The following is a 15,825-nucleotide window of genomic DNA, read 5'->3' as shown; positions in this document are numbered from 1 at the left end:
GCGAGCGTCGGTTTGCGTTGCCCCGGCGCAAAAAATCGTGCTCCGGGGCGCACCGGCTCAGTTGTCGCGCTTCTCCTTGATCTTCGCGGCCTTGCCGCGGAGCTCACGGAGGAAGTACAGCTTGGCGCGACGGACGTCACCGCGGGTCACGACCTCGATCTTCTCGACGATCGGGGTGTGCACCGGGAAGGTGCGCTCGACGCCGACGGAGAAGCTGACCTTGCGGACCGTGAAGGTCTCGCGGACGCCGGCGCCCTGACGGCGGATGACAACGCCCTTGAACTGCTGCACACGGGAGCGGTTGCCCTCGATGACGCGGACGTGGACGTTGACGGTGTCACCCGGGCGGAAGGCCGGGATGTCGCTGCGCTTCGACGCGGCGTCGACGGAGTCGAGAAGGTGCATGACCTACTGCTTTCTTCGCTGATGCCACAGGTCATCAACGGGATATGGGAAGGATGTTTCGGATGCCGTTCCGTCGGGCGGGCGTCGTTCCCCCTGTGGCAGGGGCGCGCGCCGGACGCACACAGCAGCGGCCTATTCTTCCACGGCCTCGCTCGTCCGCCCAAATCGGCCGTCGTCACCCACCGCCCAGCCGAGGGCGGCGAGGATCGCGCGGTCGTGTTTGTCGAACGCGGCGGGGTCGGCGCGCTCGATCAGATCGGGGCGGTTGAGGTCGGTCCGGCGGAACGCCTCGTCCCGGCGCCAGCGGGCGATCTTGCCGTGGTGGCCGCTGACCAGGACGTCGGGGATCCCGCGGCCGCGCCACTCGGGAGGCTTGGTGTAGACGGGCCCTTCCAGGAGGTCGGCCATCGCGCCGGGGGCGAAGGAGTCGTCCTGGTGGGAGGCGGCGTTGCCGAGGACACCGGGCAGCAGCCGGGCCACCGCCTCGACCATGACCAGGACCGGTGCCTCGCCACCGGCCAGGACGTAGTCGCCGATGGAGGCCTCACGGACGTCGACGCGGTCGCCGTACTCCTCGATGACGCGGCGGTCGATGCCTTCGTAGCGGGCCGGGGTGAACACCAGCCAGGGCTTGGCGGAGAGTTCGACGGCGAGCTGCTGGGTGAAGGGGGCGCCGCTGGGCGTGGGGACGACGATCACCGGCTCCCCGTCACCGGACGCGAGGATCTCGTCGAGCGCCTCGCCCCACGGCTCGGGCTTCATGACCATGCCGGGGCCGCCGCCGTAGGGCGTGTCGTCGACGGTGTTGTGCTTGTCGTGCGCCCATTCCCGCAGGTCGTGGATGCGCACATCGAGCTGTCCGCGGGCCCGGGCCTTGCCGACGAGGGAGACGTTCAGCGGCTCGAGGTACTCGGGGAAGATCGTGACGACGTCGAGCCGCATCAGCTGTCCTCGCGGCTGCTGGCGATCTCGGCCTGGCTGTCGTCGAGGAGGCCGGGCGGCGGGTCGATGACCGCGCGCTGCTCCTCCAGGTCGATCTCCGGGACGATCTCGGAGACGAACGGGATCAGGACCTCGCTGCCGTCGGGCCGCTGGACGACCAGCAGGTCCTGGTAGGGCAGGTGGGAGATCTCGGAGATCCGGCCGACCTCGGTGCCGGCGCGGGTGACGACGTCGAGGTCGATCAGCTGGTGGTCGTAGAACTCCTCGGGGTCCTCGGGGACTTCCTCGGGGTCGACCTCCGCGATCAGCAGGGTGTTGCGCAGCGCCTCGGCGGCCGTGCGGTCCGCGACGCCCTCGAAGCGCAGCAGCAGCCGGCCGCTGTGCACCCGCCCGGTGGCGATGGTCAGCGGTCCGACGGAGGAGGGTTCGGTGGCGAGGACGGCGCCCGGGCCGAGCCGCAGCTCGGGCTCGTCGGTGCGCACCTCTACCGTGACCTCGCCCTTGATGCCGTGGGCGCGGCCGATCCGCGCCACTACCAACTGCACGCTGTTCTCTCCCGTTGTTGCGGCCGAACCGCCGCCGCTTGCGCGGAGGCGGCGAGCGCCGTCGTGGTTTCTCGATGGAGGGTGACGAGGGTGGATCCACGCTCACCAACGAACTCAGGCCGGGGACGGCCCGAGGGCCCTCCCCGGCCCGAGCCGGTGTTCAACTTGTCAGCGGACCTGGTCCACGTCGACGAGGTCGACGCGGATGCCACGGCCGCCGATGGCGCCCACGACGGTCCGCAGCGCGCGGGCGGTCCGGCCATTACGGCCGATCACCTTGCCGAGGTCGTCGGGGTGGACCCGGACCTCGAGCACGCGTCCGCGGCGCAGGGTGCGCGAGGCTACCTGCACATCGTCGGGGTTGTCGACGATGCCCTTGACGAGGTGCTCGAGGGCTTCCTCGAGCATGCTCAGGCCTCGGTCGACTCGGAGGTGGACTCGGCCGCAGCCTCGTCCGCCTTCTTGTCAGCCTTCTTCGCCTTCGGGGTGATGGCCTCACCCTTCGGCTCGTCGCCGGAAGCCTTGGCGGCGGCCTCGAAGAGGGCGCGCTTGTCGGCCTTCGGCTCGGCAACCTTCATCGGCGCCGGGGCGGGCAGGCCCTTGAACTTCTGCCAGTCGCCGGTGACCTTGAGGATGGCCATGACGGGCTCGGTCGGCTGCGCGCCGACACCCAGCCAGTACTGGACACGCTCGGAGTCGACCTCGATGCGCGAGGGGTTCTGCACCGGGTGGTACAGACCGATCTCCTCGATGGCCCGGCCGTCACGGCGGGTACGGGAGTCGGCGATGACGATGCGGTAGTGAGGCGCGCGGATCTTGCCCAGACGCTTCAGCTTGATCTTGACTGCCACGGGAGTGGTGTCTCCTGGTCTTGACGTGGTGGGGCACAACGGGATGCCACGTGGGGTTGCGGTACTCGGGGTGCCCGATGGACGCGTCAGCCGGAGGAGAGAGGGGTCCTATGCGACTGTCGAGTACAGCTAGCTATTGTGCCACACGCCCTCGGGTCAGCCGACCGCGGCCACCTCGGGGATCCGGAAAGGCTTCCCGCAGCCGCCACAGACGATCGGCGCCTGGGCGAGCACGGACGGCACGACGCGGACATTGCGCCCGCAGTCGCAGACGGCCTTGACGCGGACGCCGCCCCCGGAGGAGCCGTGCCGGGCGGCCGGGCCCCGGAAGCTGCGGGTGGTGTCGGTGGCGGTGGCGGCGGTGTGCGCCTTGAGGGCTCTGCCGAGGCGTTCGATGGTGGAGCGGTAGCGCCTTCTGGCTTCGGGGTTGAGCGTGACCAGGGAGAAGCCGCTGCTGGGGTGCGGCTCGTCGATATGGTCCAGGCCCAACTCCTCGGCGATCGCCAGGAATCGGCGGTTGTGGTAGCGGCCTGCGCGGGAGGTGTCGCGGACGCCGCGGGCGGCGGCGATGCCATGGACTGCCTCATGGAGCAGCCGTTCGAAGGAGAGTTCCGCGCCACAGGCGGACGAGGACTCCCCGATCAGGGACTCGGGCGCGGCCAGATCCGGCAGCTCGGGGTGGTGCCGTTGAATATCGGCCCAGGCGAGCGCCAGTTCGGCGGCGAGGACAGGCGGTGTCGTGCTCACGTCGTGACAACGAGCCGGGGTCGTCGAGTGTTCCGATTCCGGGGCATCTCAAATAATTTGCACGTACCAGTCAGTTTCCGGTCATGAGTCGTGCCGAGGGCGGGGTGCGCAGATCTGCGCAGAAGGCGCCCAGCGGCCCGCAAGCCGGTACGTATCCCCGCGTACGCCGCATGGCGTAGCCGATCGCATCCGGTCGTATGCCGAGGCAACGATCATGGCGGCGATGGTACGGGGCGTACCTGTGCCCGGCCGCACCGGCTCGAATCCCACCGTAGGCCCGTCGGACGTGGGAGTCCGGAGAACCGGGCGGCGGGCGCTGCCGTGGCGGAACGGCGCCGGCCGGGGCACGCTGGAACGGCGCTCCAGGGAGCGGGCCCGGCGCACACGGGGGCGCGCGGGAGATAACCCCGGCGCATCCCCTGGACGCTTGGGCGAATGCGCAGTTGTCTGGATTGCGGGGGCGCACCACGCGCGAACACGGGGGCGATCGGTACGGAACAGCTTCGGGTTCTCGGCGAATAGGGGCGCTATCGATGTCACCGACGCTCGTGCGGCACCAGCTTCCGCATTCCGGATCCACGCGCTGCGACGACCCGCCCGCTCCGGCCCGGTCGCGGGCGCGCACCCGCGACTGGGCCGAGATCCAGGAGCGGATGCTGGTGCCGCTGTACGAAGCCGCGTACGACCGTCTGGGGGTCGGTCCCGGCACCCGCCTGCTCGGGCTGGGCTGCGGGTCCGGTCTGGCGCTGCTGCTCGCGGCGGCGCGCGGCGCGCAGGTCAGCGGGGTGGACGCGGACGAGTCCCGGCTGGAGCTGGCGCGTGAGCGGCTCACACCGGACGGCATGCCGGAGCACACCAGGGTGGTCAGCGGCGGTCTGGAGGCCGCGGCGCCCGGGGACGCCCCGTTCAACGTCGTGACGGCGTTCCACCCGGTGGGCTGTGTGAGCACGGTCGAGGGGCTGACGGCGTCGCTCACCGCGGCGGCCGGGCTGGCGGAGCGCGGCAGCGCGGTGGTGCTCGGCGGCTGGGGCCCGGTGGAGCGGTGCGCCACGGCCGGGGTGCTACGGGTGGCGCAGCGGCTGGCCGATCCCCCCGGCGACCCCGTCATCGGCTCCCGTGGGTGGCGGCCCAGCGGACGGGACGACCTGGAGGACCTGGCGGACCGGGCCGGGCTGCGGCCGGACGGCTCCGGGCGGGTGGCCTGCCCGTTCGGGTACGCGGATCTGGCGAGTGCGGTACGGGGGCTGCTGTCGACCGGGCTGTTCGACGCCGCGCTGGAGGTGGCCGAGCAGCGCCAGGTGGAGAAGGAACTCGTGGAGGCACTGCATCCGTATCAGCGGGCGGACGGGACGGTGTGGATGCCGAATGTGTTCCGGTATCTGATCGCGCGGACGCGATAGCGGGGCGGGGCGGTTGGTGGGGCGGGGGGGGGGGCGGCTTTCGCCTGTGGCTCGGGGAAGCTGGATTTTCCCTTGCGGCCCGGGGGTCTGGCGTTGCCTTGCGGCCTGGGAACCCTGGCTTTCCCCTGCGGCCACCAGGGCCCTGACTTCGCCCACGGCCCCAAGGCCCTGGATTTTCCCCGCCGCCCGGGGCCCTGGATTTTCCCCGCCGCCCACCCCCCTTCGGGGGGTGGGCGGGTGTAGAGGCTCGGTTTTCGGGTGCGGGTGTAGAGGCGCGGCCTTCGGGTGGCGGGTGCAGAGGCGCGGCTTCAGCAAGCAATGAGCCCCCGGCCGTCTCCAAGAGAGGGCCAGGGGCTCGTACTGCCAAGCTTGGGGGTCAACCCGTGAACCGGGTCAGCCCATGAACTTCTTGAATTCCTCGGGGAGTTCGAAGTTCTGCGGGTCCTGGCCGCCCTGGGGCAGGCCCAGCGGGTTGCCGGCCTGGGCGGCCTCGCGGCGGGCGGCCGCGGCCTCTTCCTCGGCCTTGCGCTTCATCGGGTTGCCGCTCTTGCGCTTGCCCTTGGCCTGCTTGACCTGCTTCTTCTTGCGCGCGCCGCCGCCCATGCCAGGCATCCCCGGCATGCCGGGCATCCCGGGCATGCCGCCGCCCTGGGCCATCTTCGACATCATCTTGCGGGCGTCGAAGAACCGCTCGACCAGGCCCTTGACCGCGCTGACGTCGACACCGGAGCCCTTGGCGATACGGGCCCGGCGCGAGCCGTTGATGATCGTCGGCTCCTGGCGCTCGGCCGGGGTCATCGACTTGATGATGGCGGCCGTGCGGTCGACCTCGCGCTCGTCGAGGTTGTTGATCTGGTCCTTCATCTGCCCCATGCCGGGCAGCATGCCGAGCAGCTTGGAGATGGAGCCCATCTTGCGGACCTGCTCCATCTGGGCCAGGAAGTCGTCGAGGGTGAACTCCTTGGGGCCCTTCGCCAGCTTGGCCGCCATCTTCTCGGCCTCGGCCTGGCTGAAGGTCTGCTCGGCCTTCTCGATCAGGCTGAGCATGTCGCCCATGCCGAGGATGCGGGACGCCATGCGGTCCGGGTGGAACGCGTCGAAGTCGTCCAGCTTCTCGCCGTTGGAGGCGAACATGATCTGCTTGCCGGTGACATGCGCGATGGACAGCGCGGCACCACCGCGGGCGTCACCGTCGAGCTTGGAGAGCACCACACCGTCGAAGCCGACGCCGTCGCGGAACGCCTCTGCGGTGTTGACCGCGTCCTGACCGATCATCGCGTCGACGACGAAGAGGACCTCGTCGGGGCTGACCGCGTCGCGGATGTCCGCGGCCTGCTGCATCAGCTCCTGGTCGATGCCCAGCCGGCCGGCGGTGTCGACGATGACGATGTCGTGCTGCTTGCCACGGGCGTACTCGATCGAGTCCTTCGCAACCTGGACCGGGTCACCGACGCCGTTGCCCGGCTCGGGCGCGAAGATCGCCACGCCGGCGCGCTCGGCGACGACGGAGAGCTGGTTGACGGCGTTGGGGCGCTGGAGGTCGCAGGCGACCAGCATCGGGGCGTGGCCCTGGCCCTTGAGCCAGCGGCCGAGCTTTCCGGCGAGGGTGGTCTTACCGGCGCCCTGGAGACCGGCCAGCATGATCACGGTCGGCGCGGTCTTGGCGAGCCGCAGGCGGCGGGTCTCGCCACCGAGGATGCCGACGAGCTCCTCGTTGACGATCTTGATGACCTGCTGGGCGGGGTTCAGCGCCTGGGAGACCTCGGAACCGGAGGCCCGCTCCTTGACCTGCTTGATGAAGGCGCGGACGACGGGCAGGGCGACATCGGCCTCGAGCAGCGCGATCCGGATCTCGCGCGCCGTGGCGTCGATGTCCGCCTCGCTCAGGCGGCCCTTGCCCCGGAGGTTTTTGAAAGTACTCGCCAAGCGGTCGGAAAGCGTATCGAACACGGCGGTCGTCGATCCTCGGGGTCGGGGGCGGGGTCCAGTCGGCTTCTAGGGTATCGGCCTCCGCAAGCAAACCGTTCCTGCCCTGCATTCCGGGCCGCTACTGAAGGGCGCGTTCCACGGCCGCCGCCACCTCGTGCGCCGCGGCGTCCGCGAGGGGCGCCCCGTCCGGCCCGGTGACGTAAAACGCATCCACGGCGTTCGCGCCCAGGGTGCTGATGTGAGCGCTGCGGACGGCGACACCGGCCGCCTCCAGGGCGCGCCCGATGCGGTGCAGCAGGCCGTGGGCGTCCTGGGCCCGGACCTCGATGACGGTCGCGGTGTCGGAACTGCCGGTGGCGACGGTGACCCGGGGTGGCGGGGCGAGCACGGCCCGGGAGCGGCGGGCGTAGGCGCGCTCCCGCTCGGCGAGGCGGGCGGGGATGTCGAGGGTGCCGTCCAAGGCGCGCAGCAGGTCGGCGCGCAGCCGGTCGGCCTGCGGCAGCGACCCGTATTCGGCGGCCACCCGCCAGCTCAGTACCAGGACGGGGCCTTCGTCGATGGGGTCGAGGAGGAGCAGGTCGGCGGCGCGGACGGTGAGCCGGTGCAGGGCCAGCACCCCGGCGGCGGCGGGCAGCACGCCCGGCTGGTCCGGGACGGCGATGAGCAGTTCCACCCCGACCGGTTCCTGGGCGGGTGCCGGGGTCTCGGGGCCGGTGTCGGCCTCGGTGGGCGCCTCGGCGCGCGTGTGCAGGGCCAGGACCGGGCCGCCGGTGCGCCGGGCCTCGATCGCCAGCCGCTCCTGTTCCGCGGTCGGCTCGCCGGTGCCGCGCAGCTCCGTGTCGGGTTCCCCCGCGAGCCGCGCGGCGACCCGTTTGACCAGGTCGGCGACGAGGCCGCCGCGCCAGGCACTCCAGGCGGCGGGCCCGGTGGCCAGCGCGTCGGCCTCGGTCAGGGCGTGCAGCAGCTCCAGGGTGCGGGTGCTGCCGACCGCCTCGGCGACCGCGCCGACGGTCGCCGGGTCGTCCAGATCGCGCCGGGTGGCGGTCTCGATGAGCAGCAGGTGGTGCCGTACGAGGGTGGCGATGACCGTGGTGTCCCGGGCGCCGAAGCCGAGCCGGGCCGCCACGTCGCGGGCGATGGTCTCGCCGGCCACCGAGTGGTCGCCGGGCCAGCCCTTGCCGATGTCGTGCAGCAGGGCGGCGACCAGCAGGAGGTCGGGGCGGTGTACCCGGCGGGTCAGGGCGGCGGCCCGTACGGCGGTCTCGACCAGGTGGCGGTCGACGGTCCAGGTGTGGACGGGGTTGCGCTGGGGGCGGCAGCGGACGCGCTCCCAGTCGGGCAGCAGCCGCGGGATGATGCCCTCGGCCTCCAGGGCCTCCCATACGGGCACGGTGTGTGTGCCCGCGCCCAGGAGGGTCACCAGCTGCTCGCGGGCCTCGGCGGGCCAGGGCACGGGCAGCGGCCGGTTGGCGGTGGCGCAGCGGCGGATGGAGTGGGTGGCCAGCGGCAGTCCGGCCTGGGCGGCGGCAGCCGCGGCGCGCAGCACCAGCACCGGGTCGCGCTCGGGGCGCGCGGTGCGGGCCAGTACCGCCTCGCCGTCGAGTTCGACGACGCCCTCGGCGAGCGGGGAGCGCTCGCCCTTGCCCGCGGTGCGGCCGTGCAGCAGCCCGCGCAGGGTCGGCTTGAGGGAGCGGGCGCGCAGCACCCGGCCGACCTCGCGCCAGGTGACATCGGCCGCGTAGGAGATGGTGCGGGCGGATTCATAGGTCTGCCGCAGCAGGGCGTCCGCGTCCAGCATGCCGAGGGCGGTGGCGACCTGGTCCTGGTCCTGGAGGGAGAGCCGGTCGGTGGCCCGGCCGGTGGTCAGGTGGAGCGCGTCGCGGGCGTCGAGGAGACGGGTGCGGGCGGCTTCCAGGCCGCCGCGCGGGGCGTCGGCGAGCCAGGAGGCGGCGACGGCCCGGAGCGCGGTGGCGTCCCGCAGCCCGCCCCGGGCCTCCTTGAGGTCGGGTTCGAGGAGGTATTGGAGTTCGCCCTGCCGTTCGGCGCGCTCCTGGCACAGGTCGTGGAGTTCCGGGAGCCGCTTGGGGGCGCTCTCGCGCCAGTCGGCGTAGGCGGCGGTGCGCACCGTGGCGGTCAGGTCGGGGTCGCCGGCCAGGTGGCGGGCGTCGAGCAGGCCCAGCTGCACCTTGAGGTCCTCGCGGGCGGCCTTACGGGCCTGGGCGGGGGTGCGTACGGAGTGGTCGAGGGCGAGGCCGAGGTCCCAGACGGGGTACCAGAGCCGGTCGGCGAGCGCGGCGAGGGCGCCGGCGTCGGCGCGGCCGTCGTGCAGCAGGAGCAGGTCGAGGTCGCTGCGCGGGGAGAGCTCGCCGCGGCCGTAGCCGCCGACGGCCACCAGGGCGGTGCCGGACAGGCCGGCGGCGGTGCCGTGCCGGGCGAGCAGGCCGGCCAGCCAGTCGTCGGTGAGCCGGGCGAGGGCGGCGCGGCGGTCGGGTCCGTTGGAGGTCTCGTCCTGGAGGAGGCGCAGCCGGGCCGCGGGGTAACCCCCTTCCGGGGCGGTCGCGGGCTCGTTCCCCGGGCTCTGCGCTCCGGCCGGTCCTGCCGTGTCCTCGACGCTGTCCGTCAACGCGCGCGCTCCTTGGTCGTGGTGGTCCCCCGCCGTCCCCGTCGCCCGTGCGGCCGCCCCCGTACCGGCCGGGCCCGCACGATCAGTCTGTGCTGCCGCGGGGCGGTCGGCCATCCGCCGCTCGGGCGGCCGGGCCCGGCCGCGGTCCCCGGCGGCAAAGAGCCGCCCGGGGCCGGAGCCGGGGCCCGGCCGTGGCCTCACAGTGCGTCCGGTCCCCGTTCCCCGGTCCGCACCCGTACCGCGTCGTCGACGGGGATGCTCCACACCTTCCCGTCGCCGATCTTGCCGGTGCGGGCCGCCTTGACGATGACGTCGGTCAGTTCCTCGGCGTCGGCGTCCTCGACCAGCACCTCGATACGGATCTTCGGGACCAGGTCGACGGTGTACTCGGCGCCGCGGTACACCTCCGTGTGCCCGCGCTGCCTGCCGTATCCGCTGGCCTCGGTGATCGTCAGGCCGTGCACACCGAATGCCTGGAGGGCGTCCTTCACCTCGTCCAGCCGGTGCGGCTTGATTACTGCCGTGATGAGCTTCACGCGTTCACCTTCTTTGTCAGGGCCTCGCCGAGTCGGCCGACCGTGCCACCGCCCGCGCCGGTGAAGTCGTATGCGGTCTCCGCGTGCGCGGCCTGGTCGATGCCGGCGACCTCCTCGTCCTCGCCGATCCGGAAGCCCATCACCAGGTCGATCGCCTTGGCAAGGACATACGAGACGACCAGGGAGTAGAGCAGCACGCTGAACACACCGATGGCCTGCCGGCCGAGCTGTTCGAAGCCGCCGCCGTAGAACAGGCCCTTGGCCTTGCTCTGCACCCCGCCGGTGGCGAACAGGCCGACCAGCAGCGATCCGGCGACACCGCCGACGAGGTGGACGCCGATGACGTCGAGGGAGTCGTCGTAGCCGAACTTGTACTTCAGGTTGACGGCCATGGCGCACAGCACACCGGCGATCACACCGACCGCGATGGCGCCCAGCGGGCTGACCGCGCCGCAGGCCGGAGTGATCGCGACGAGTCCGGCGACCGCGCCGGAGGCCGCGCCGAGCGTGGTGAACGAGCCGTGCCGGATCTTTTCGTACGCCAGCCAGCCGAGCATCGCGGCGGCGGTGGCGACCTGGGTGTTGACGAAGGCGACCGCGCCGATGCCGTCGTCGTTGCCGAGCCAGGAGCCGGCGTTGAAGCCGAACCAGCCGAACCACAGCAGACCGGCGCCGAGCATCACCAGCGGGAGGCTGTGCGGCCGCATCGGGTCCTTCTTGAAGCCGATGCGCTTGCCGACGACGAGGAGCACGCCGAGGGCCGCGGCACCGGCGTTGATGTGGACGGCCGTACCGCCCGCGAAGTCGATGACCTTCAGCTCGAACAGCCAGCCGCCCTCGCCCCAGACCCAGTGGGCGACGGGGAAGTAGACGACGGTGACCCACAGCGCGATGAACAGCGCCCAGGCGGTGAATTTCACCCGGTCGGCGAGCGCACCGCTGATCAGCGCCGGCGTGATGATCGCGAACATCAGCTGGAAGACGGCGAAGACATAGACCGGGATGGTGGTGGCGCCCCACAGCTCCGTCAGGCCGATGCCGCTGAGCCCGGCGAAGTGTCCGTCCCAGCCGATGAAGCCGCCCTGGTCGGTACCGAAGGCGAGCCCGAAGCCGTACAGGACCCACAGGATCGTCACGATGCCCAGGCTGATGAAGCTCATCATCAGCATGTTGAGCACGCTCTTGACCCGGACCATGCCGCCGTAGAAGAAGGCGAGACCGGGGGTCATGACCATCACCAGTGCGGAGCAGATCAGCATGAACCCGGTGTTGGCCGGGCTGAGTGTCGCTTTGTCCGCTGCGAGCGTCAGGATGCCTGGGGGCATCGGCGTCTCCTCGTCGTCGATGCGGCCCGTGCTGGCATGTTCTGGTGGGCCGACTTCGCGATGAGGTTGTCGCAGCACGGTTTCGGCCAAACCTTGCGGGTGTTTCACACCGGTGACGAAGACACCCCCCGTGTTACACCCCGGTGAACTCCCAGATCAGCCCCACATCCCCCGTTCACCCCCCAGCAACCACAAATTGAGCAACCCCCACGGCGCCCAGCCACCTCCGCGAAAGCGGCGCCGGTTCAGGCGCAAAGGGGGGCGCAAAAGCGAGCCCGGCCGCGGCTGCCGCCCGCGTGACCTGGCATGGGGGAGCCGAGTCGGGCTGTACGGGGCGGTGGCCGCGGCCGGAGTTCAGGGGCGGGGTGCCGTCAGACGGCCTCCGCGGTTTCGGGCAGCTGTCGGGTGAGCTCGTCGCTGAGCCGGATCACCTCGGCGACCCCGCCGAACTCCCGCGCCGCGTTGTCGACGGTCTTGCGCAGCCGGGTGTTGACCCGTTCGGAGCGGACCTGCCGGGCGAACGGGATCGCTTGCTGCGCCATCGCGGCGCAGGCCTCGGGCTCCTTCTGGAGCAGATGCACGGTGGCCATCCCGATCAGGTTGAGCGCGTACGAACGCTGGTGCTCGGGGTCCTTGCCGAAGAGCTCCACGGCGCGCTGCATGACGGGCTCGGCGAGCGAGGCGTAGGTGGGGCTGCGGCCGGCGACATAGGCGAGGTCGCGGTAGGAGTGGGCGTTCTCGGCGTTCAGCTCGGCCTCGGAGAAGAAGCGGATCCAGTCCGGCTCGGGCTCGCCGGGCAGGACGTCGGAGAAGGTGTCCTCGGCCATCCGGACGGCCCGCTTGACCTTGCTGGGCTGGCCCATTCCGGCGTAGGCGCGGGCCTCCATCGCATACAACATCGCCTGGGTGCGCGGGGTGGCGGTCTCACGGCTGCCGTACTGGGCGAGGTGGATCAGCTCCAGGGCGTCGTCCGGCCGGCCGAGGTGGATCATCTGGCGGCTCATGCCGGAGAGGATGTACGAGCCCAGCGGCCGGTCGCCGGCCTCCTTGGAGGCGTGCAGCGCGAGCACGAAGTACTTCTGCGCGGTGGGCTGGAGGCCGATGTCGTAGCTCATCCAGCCGGCGAGTTCGGCGAGTTCGGCGGCGACCTTGAACAGCCGCTTGGACACCTGCTCCGACTGCGGCTCCTGGAGGAGGTCGGTGACCTCGTGAAGCTGGCCGACCACCGCCTTGCGCCGCAGCCCGCCGCCGCACTGCGCGTCCCACTGGCGGAACATCGCGGTCGTCGACTCCAGCAGATCCAGCTCCGGCCCGGACAGCCGCGCGGGGCGGCGGGCGCGGTCGGGTTCCTCCGCGCCGCCCTGGCCGGCGGGCACCGGGACCAGCCAGCGCTGCATCGGCTCGATGAGGCTGGGTCCGGCGGCGAGCGCGAGGGAGGTGCCGAGGAAGCCTCGGCGCGCCAGCATCAGGTCACTGCGGGAGAACTCGCTGATCAGGCCGACCGTCTGGGCCCCGGCCCAGGGCAGGTCCACGCCGGAGACCGACGGGGACTGGTGCGCGGAGCGCAGGCCCAGCTCCTCGATGCCGACCACACAGCCGAAGCGTTCGGAGAACAGCTCGGACAGGATCCGCGGGATGGGCTCGCGCGGCTGCTCACCGTCGAGCCAGCGGCGCACCCGCGAGGTGTCGGTGCTGATGTGGTGGGCGCCCATCTGGCGGGCCCGGCGGTTGACCTGCCGGGCCAGTTCGCCCTTGGACCAGCCGCTGCGCATGAACCACGAACCCAACTGCGCGTTGGGTTGCTTGACGGCGTCGGTGCCGCCCGTGCCGCCGTTGCCGCCCACTGGAAGCCCCCATCCCGATAGCTGCGTTGGTGCCTGGTACCTGGTGCGTGCCGCGAACTGCCCACAGGCCACCGTCCGTTACGACGCCTGTCCGGGGTACATCTACCCGATCACGGTTTCCGGCCACACCTTTTGGCCTGTGCTCGACCTGTGCGTTGCCACCGGCATACCCGTGCGAAGGGTGCCTCTCCGGGGTTCGCGCACCGAAAGTAATCCTACGATCACGCCCGCCGCGAGGGCGATCGCGGAAACGCCACCATTCGCCACCCCTTCGAATGAACTCCCCGCCCAGCTCTCGCGATTGACTTGACACAGGCCGAAGAACGCCGGGCGGAACGAAGCACACAAGGGCTCACGCGGCGCACCACACCACCCGGCACACCACCGCACCACGGGCGCCGCGGGGAACCAGGCGGCGCCGGACCGTCAACCCGCCGACTCGTAACCACTGGCACGCACCACCCGTTGGAGGGGGCATGGGCTTCACGATCGGCGGCATCCGAGAGATGCGTTCCAGCTCCCGGCGCCGCGCCCGCTCGACCGAGATCTCGGCGGTGGCGGAGTACACCGGGCTGTGGGGCTGGGACGTCGTTCCCGGCGCCCGGGCGGTCCGCGCGGGCAGCGGGCGTACGGACTGCTCGTGCGGGGCCGACGACTGCCCCTCCCCCGGCGCTCATCCGCTGGCCTTCGGCGAGGAGCTGGTGGCCGGTGCCGGCTGGGAGAAGGCCGCCGCGGCGTGGGCCGAGACACCGGGCGCCGCCATCCTCCTCCCGGTGGGCCGGTCGTTCGATCTCCTCGACGTGCCGGAGGCGGCGGGCCGCAACGCGCTGGCGCGGCTGGAGCGGATGGGCCTGCCGCTGGGCCCGGTCGCGGTGGCACCGACCGGCCGGGCGCTGTTCTTCGTCGCCCCCGGCGCGGCCGGGCAGCTCCCCGATCTGCTGTACCGGATGGGCTGGGACGACGCCTCGCTGGACCTGCGCTCCCTGGGCCCCGGCGACCATCTCACCGCACCCCCCTCCGACCTCGGCGGCCACGGCCCGGTGCGCTGGCTGCGCCCGCCGACCCTGGACACCGCGGGCCGGCCGCCGCAGGCGCGACTGATGGTGGGCACCCTGGCGTACGCCTGCAACCGCTCGGCGGTCTGAGCCCCTCGGCCGGCCTGAGGTCTCCGGCCGGCCGGTCTGAGTGTCCGGCCGGTCCGGCACGGCCGTCGTCCGCAAAAGGCATCTGACCGACGGGGCCGGGCGGGCCTCCGGCCCGTATGGAGCCGGCCGTCGCGCGGCAGGGCGAGCCCCGTGCGGACAAGTGTCAGCCCCCGGTACCCGCGCGCTGCGGGTCCGGGGGCCGGTGACGGTCCGGGCATGGTGCCCTGGTGGCGGCGTCAGTCGATCAGTGCGTCGACAAAGGCCTCCGGCTCGAACGGCGCCAGGTCGTCCGCTCCCTCACCCAGGCCGACGAGCTTGACGGGGACGCCGAGCTCCCGCTGGACGGCGACGATGATGCCGCCCTTGGCGGTGCCGTCGAGCTTGGTGAGCACCACGCCGGTGATGTCCACGACCTCGGCGAAGACCCGCGCCTGGACCAGACCGTTCTGGCCGGTGGTGGCGTCCAGGACGAGCAGTACCTCGCCGACCGGGCCGTGCTTCTCGACGACCCGCTTGACCTTGCCGAGCTCGTCCATCAGACCGGTCTTGGTGTGCAGCCGGCCCGCGGTGTCGATCAGTACGACATCGGCGGCCTCGGCGATGCCTTCCTTCACCGCGTCGAAGGCGATGGAGGCGGGGTCGCCGCCCTCGGGTCCGCGGACCGTACGGGCACCGACCCGCTCGCCCCAGGTCTGGAGCTGGTCGGCGGCCGCGGCGCGGAAGGTGTCGGCGGCGCCGAGGACCACGGACTTGCCGTCGGCGACCAGGACCCGGGCGAGCTTGCCGGTGGTGGTGGTCTTGCCGGTGCCGTTGACGCCGACGACCAGGACGACGCCGGGGATCTCGTCGCCGCCGTTGCCGATGCCGTTGGCGGTGTGCACGGTGCGGTCGGCGTCCGTGCCGATGAGGGTGAGCAGCTCCTCGCGCAGCAGCGCGCGCAGGTCCTCGGGGGTGCGGGTGCCGAGGACCTTGACCCGCTCGCGCAGCCGCTCGACCAGTTCCTGGGTGGGCGTGACGCCGACGTCGGCGGTCAGCAGGGTGTCCTCGATCTCCTCCCAGGTCTCCTCGTCGAGGTGTTCACGGGAGAGCAGGGTCAGCAGGCCCTTGCCCAGGGTGTTCTGGGAGCGGGAGAGCCGGGCGCGCAGCCGGACCAGCCGGCCGGCGGTGGGCTCGGGGACCTCGATGGCGGGCGCCGCGGGCGCCTCGGGCTCGGCGGCCGGCGCCTCGGCCGCGGGGGCCTCGGCGGTGGGCAGCGTGACTTCTTCGATGGTGCGACGCTCTTCGTCGCGAGGGGTCTCGGCCTCCTCACCGACATGCGGTTCGGCAGGGGGCGCGGTAACGGAGGGCTTCGGGGCGGCCGGCGGGGACGGCGGCAGCTGCTTCTTCTTGCGGCCGCTGATGACGAGCCCGCTGATCGCGCCGAGCACGACCACGGCGATGACTACAGCAAGGATGACGATGTCCATAACCCCTCCAGTATCAGCCACGCTCCGCCCGTGGGGACTGCACGCGCCGAACCTGGAGGGGCGGTGT

The 15,825-nt window shown here is 72.0% G+C and carries 14 protein-coding genes; 2 read left to right on the top strand and 12 right to left on the bottom strand.

All coding sequences use genetic code 11. The annotated features are described in order from the left end of the window. Window positions 1-57: 57 nt before the first annotated feature. From rplS to CP981_RS27860, 6 genes are all read right to left on the bottom strand, one after another. The gene (gene rplS / locus CP981_RS27885; protein WP_018087148.1) at window positions 58-405 is read right to left on the bottom strand and encodes a 50S ribosomal protein L19; all 348 of its coding nucleotides are present in this window, start codon (window positions 403-405) and stop codon (window positions 58-60) included. 132 nt (window positions 406-537) lie between these two features. After that, on the bottom strand, window positions 538-1,347 hold the full coding sequence (gene trmD / locus CP981_RS27880; RefSeq protein WP_085928600.1) for a tRNA (guanosine(37)-N1)-methyltransferase TrmD: 810 nt from the start codon (window positions 1,345-1,347) through the stop codon (window positions 538-540). Next, window positions 1,347-1,892, bottom strand: a complete 546-nt coding sequence (gene rimM, locus CP981_RS27875) for a ribosome maturation factor RimM (RefSeq protein WP_085928599.1) — start codon at window positions 1,890-1,892, stop codon at window positions 1,347-1,349. The genes trmD and rimM overlap by 1 nt, the downstream gene beginning before the upstream one ends. Window positions 1,893-2,060: 168 nt before the next feature. Next, complete coding sequence (locus CP981_RS27870; RefSeq protein ID WP_003980229.1) at window positions 2,061-2,300, bottom strand: RNA-binding protein; 240 nt, start codon at window positions 2,298-2,300, stop codon at window positions 2,061-2,063. A 2-nt stretch (window positions 2,301-2,302) separates the two neighbouring features. Then, entirely contained in the window at window positions 2,303-2,743 is a 441-nt protein-coding gene (rpsP, locus tag CP981_RS27865; protein ID WP_006602842.1) for a 30S ribosomal protein S16, read from the bottom strand. Between the two features lie 156 nt (window positions 2,744-2,899). Beyond that, entirely contained in the window at window positions 2,900-3,490 is a 591-nt protein-coding gene (locus CP981_RS27860; protein ID WP_085928598.1) for a hypothetical protein, read from the bottom strand. Window positions 3,491-4,023: 533 nt separating this feature from the next. Between CP981_RS27860 and CP981_RS27855 the strand changes: the two genes are divergently transcribed. Then, window positions 4,024-4,890 (top strand): methyltransferase domain-containing protein, encoded by an 867-nt coding sequence (locus CP981_RS27855; protein WP_085928597.1) that lies wholly within the window; start codon window positions 4,024-4,026, stop codon window positions 4,888-4,890. 393 nt (window positions 4,891-5,283) lie between these two features. Here CP981_RS27855 and ffh read toward each other — a convergent pair whose 3' ends face one another. From ffh to nsdA, 5 genes are all read right to left on the bottom strand, one after another. Beyond that, window positions 5,284-6,840: a signal recognition particle protein gene (ffh, locus tag CP981_RS27850; RefSeq protein WP_085925214.1), complete on the bottom strand. Its 1,557-nt coding sequence runs from the start codon at window positions 6,838-6,840 to the stop codon at window positions 5,284-5,286. Between the two features lie 97 nt (window positions 6,841-6,937). After that, window positions 6,938-9,442: a [protein-PII] uridylyltransferase gene (locus CP981_RS27845; RefSeq protein WP_085925213.1), complete on the bottom strand. Its 2,505-nt coding sequence runs from the start codon at window positions 9,440-9,442 to the stop codon at window positions 6,938-6,940. A 197-nt stretch (window positions 9,443-9,639) separates the two neighbouring features. Next, on the bottom strand, window positions 9,640-9,978 hold the full coding sequence (locus tag CP981_RS27840; protein ID WP_018087155.1) for a P-II family nitrogen regulator: 339 nt from the start codon (window positions 9,976-9,978) through the stop codon (window positions 9,640-9,642). Continuing rightward, entirely contained in the window at window positions 9,975-11,303 is a 1,329-nt protein-coding gene (locus CP981_RS27835) for an ammonium transporter (protein ID WP_085925212.1), read from the bottom strand. The genes CP981_RS27840 and CP981_RS27835 overlap by 4 nt, the downstream gene beginning before the upstream one ends. Window positions 11,304-11,674: 371 nt before the next feature. Then, window positions 11,675-13,147, bottom strand: a complete 1,473-nt coding sequence (nsdA, locus tag CP981_RS27830) for a transcriptional repressor NsdA (RefSeq protein WP_085925211.1) — start codon at window positions 13,145-13,147, stop codon at window positions 11,675-11,677. A gap of 476 nt (window positions 13,148-13,623) precedes the next feature. Between nsdA and CP981_RS27825 the strand changes: the two genes are divergently transcribed. Beyond that, window positions 13,624-14,292: a bifunctional DNA primase/polymerase gene (locus CP981_RS27825; protein ID WP_085925210.1), complete on the top strand. Its 669-nt coding sequence runs from the start codon at window positions 13,624-13,626 to the stop codon at window positions 14,290-14,292. A gap of 236 nt (window positions 14,293-14,528) precedes the next feature. Here CP981_RS27825 and ftsY read toward each other — a convergent pair whose 3' ends face one another. Beyond that, entirely contained in the window at window positions 14,529-15,758 is a 1,230-nt protein-coding gene (ftsY, locus tag CP981_RS27820; protein ID WP_085925209.1) for a signal recognition particle-docking protein FtsY, read from the bottom strand. Window positions 15,759-15,825: the final 67 nt, after the last annotated feature.

It is taken from the genome of Streptomyces platensis (genome assembly GCF_008704855.1).
GTDB classification, from domain to species: domain Bacteria; phylum Actinomycetota; class Actinomycetes; order Streptomycetales; family Streptomycetaceae; genus Streptomyces; species Streptomyces platensis.
The sequence above is the reverse complement of the archived record's forward strand: the minus strand, read 5'-3'. Positions and strand labels throughout refer to the sequence as shown.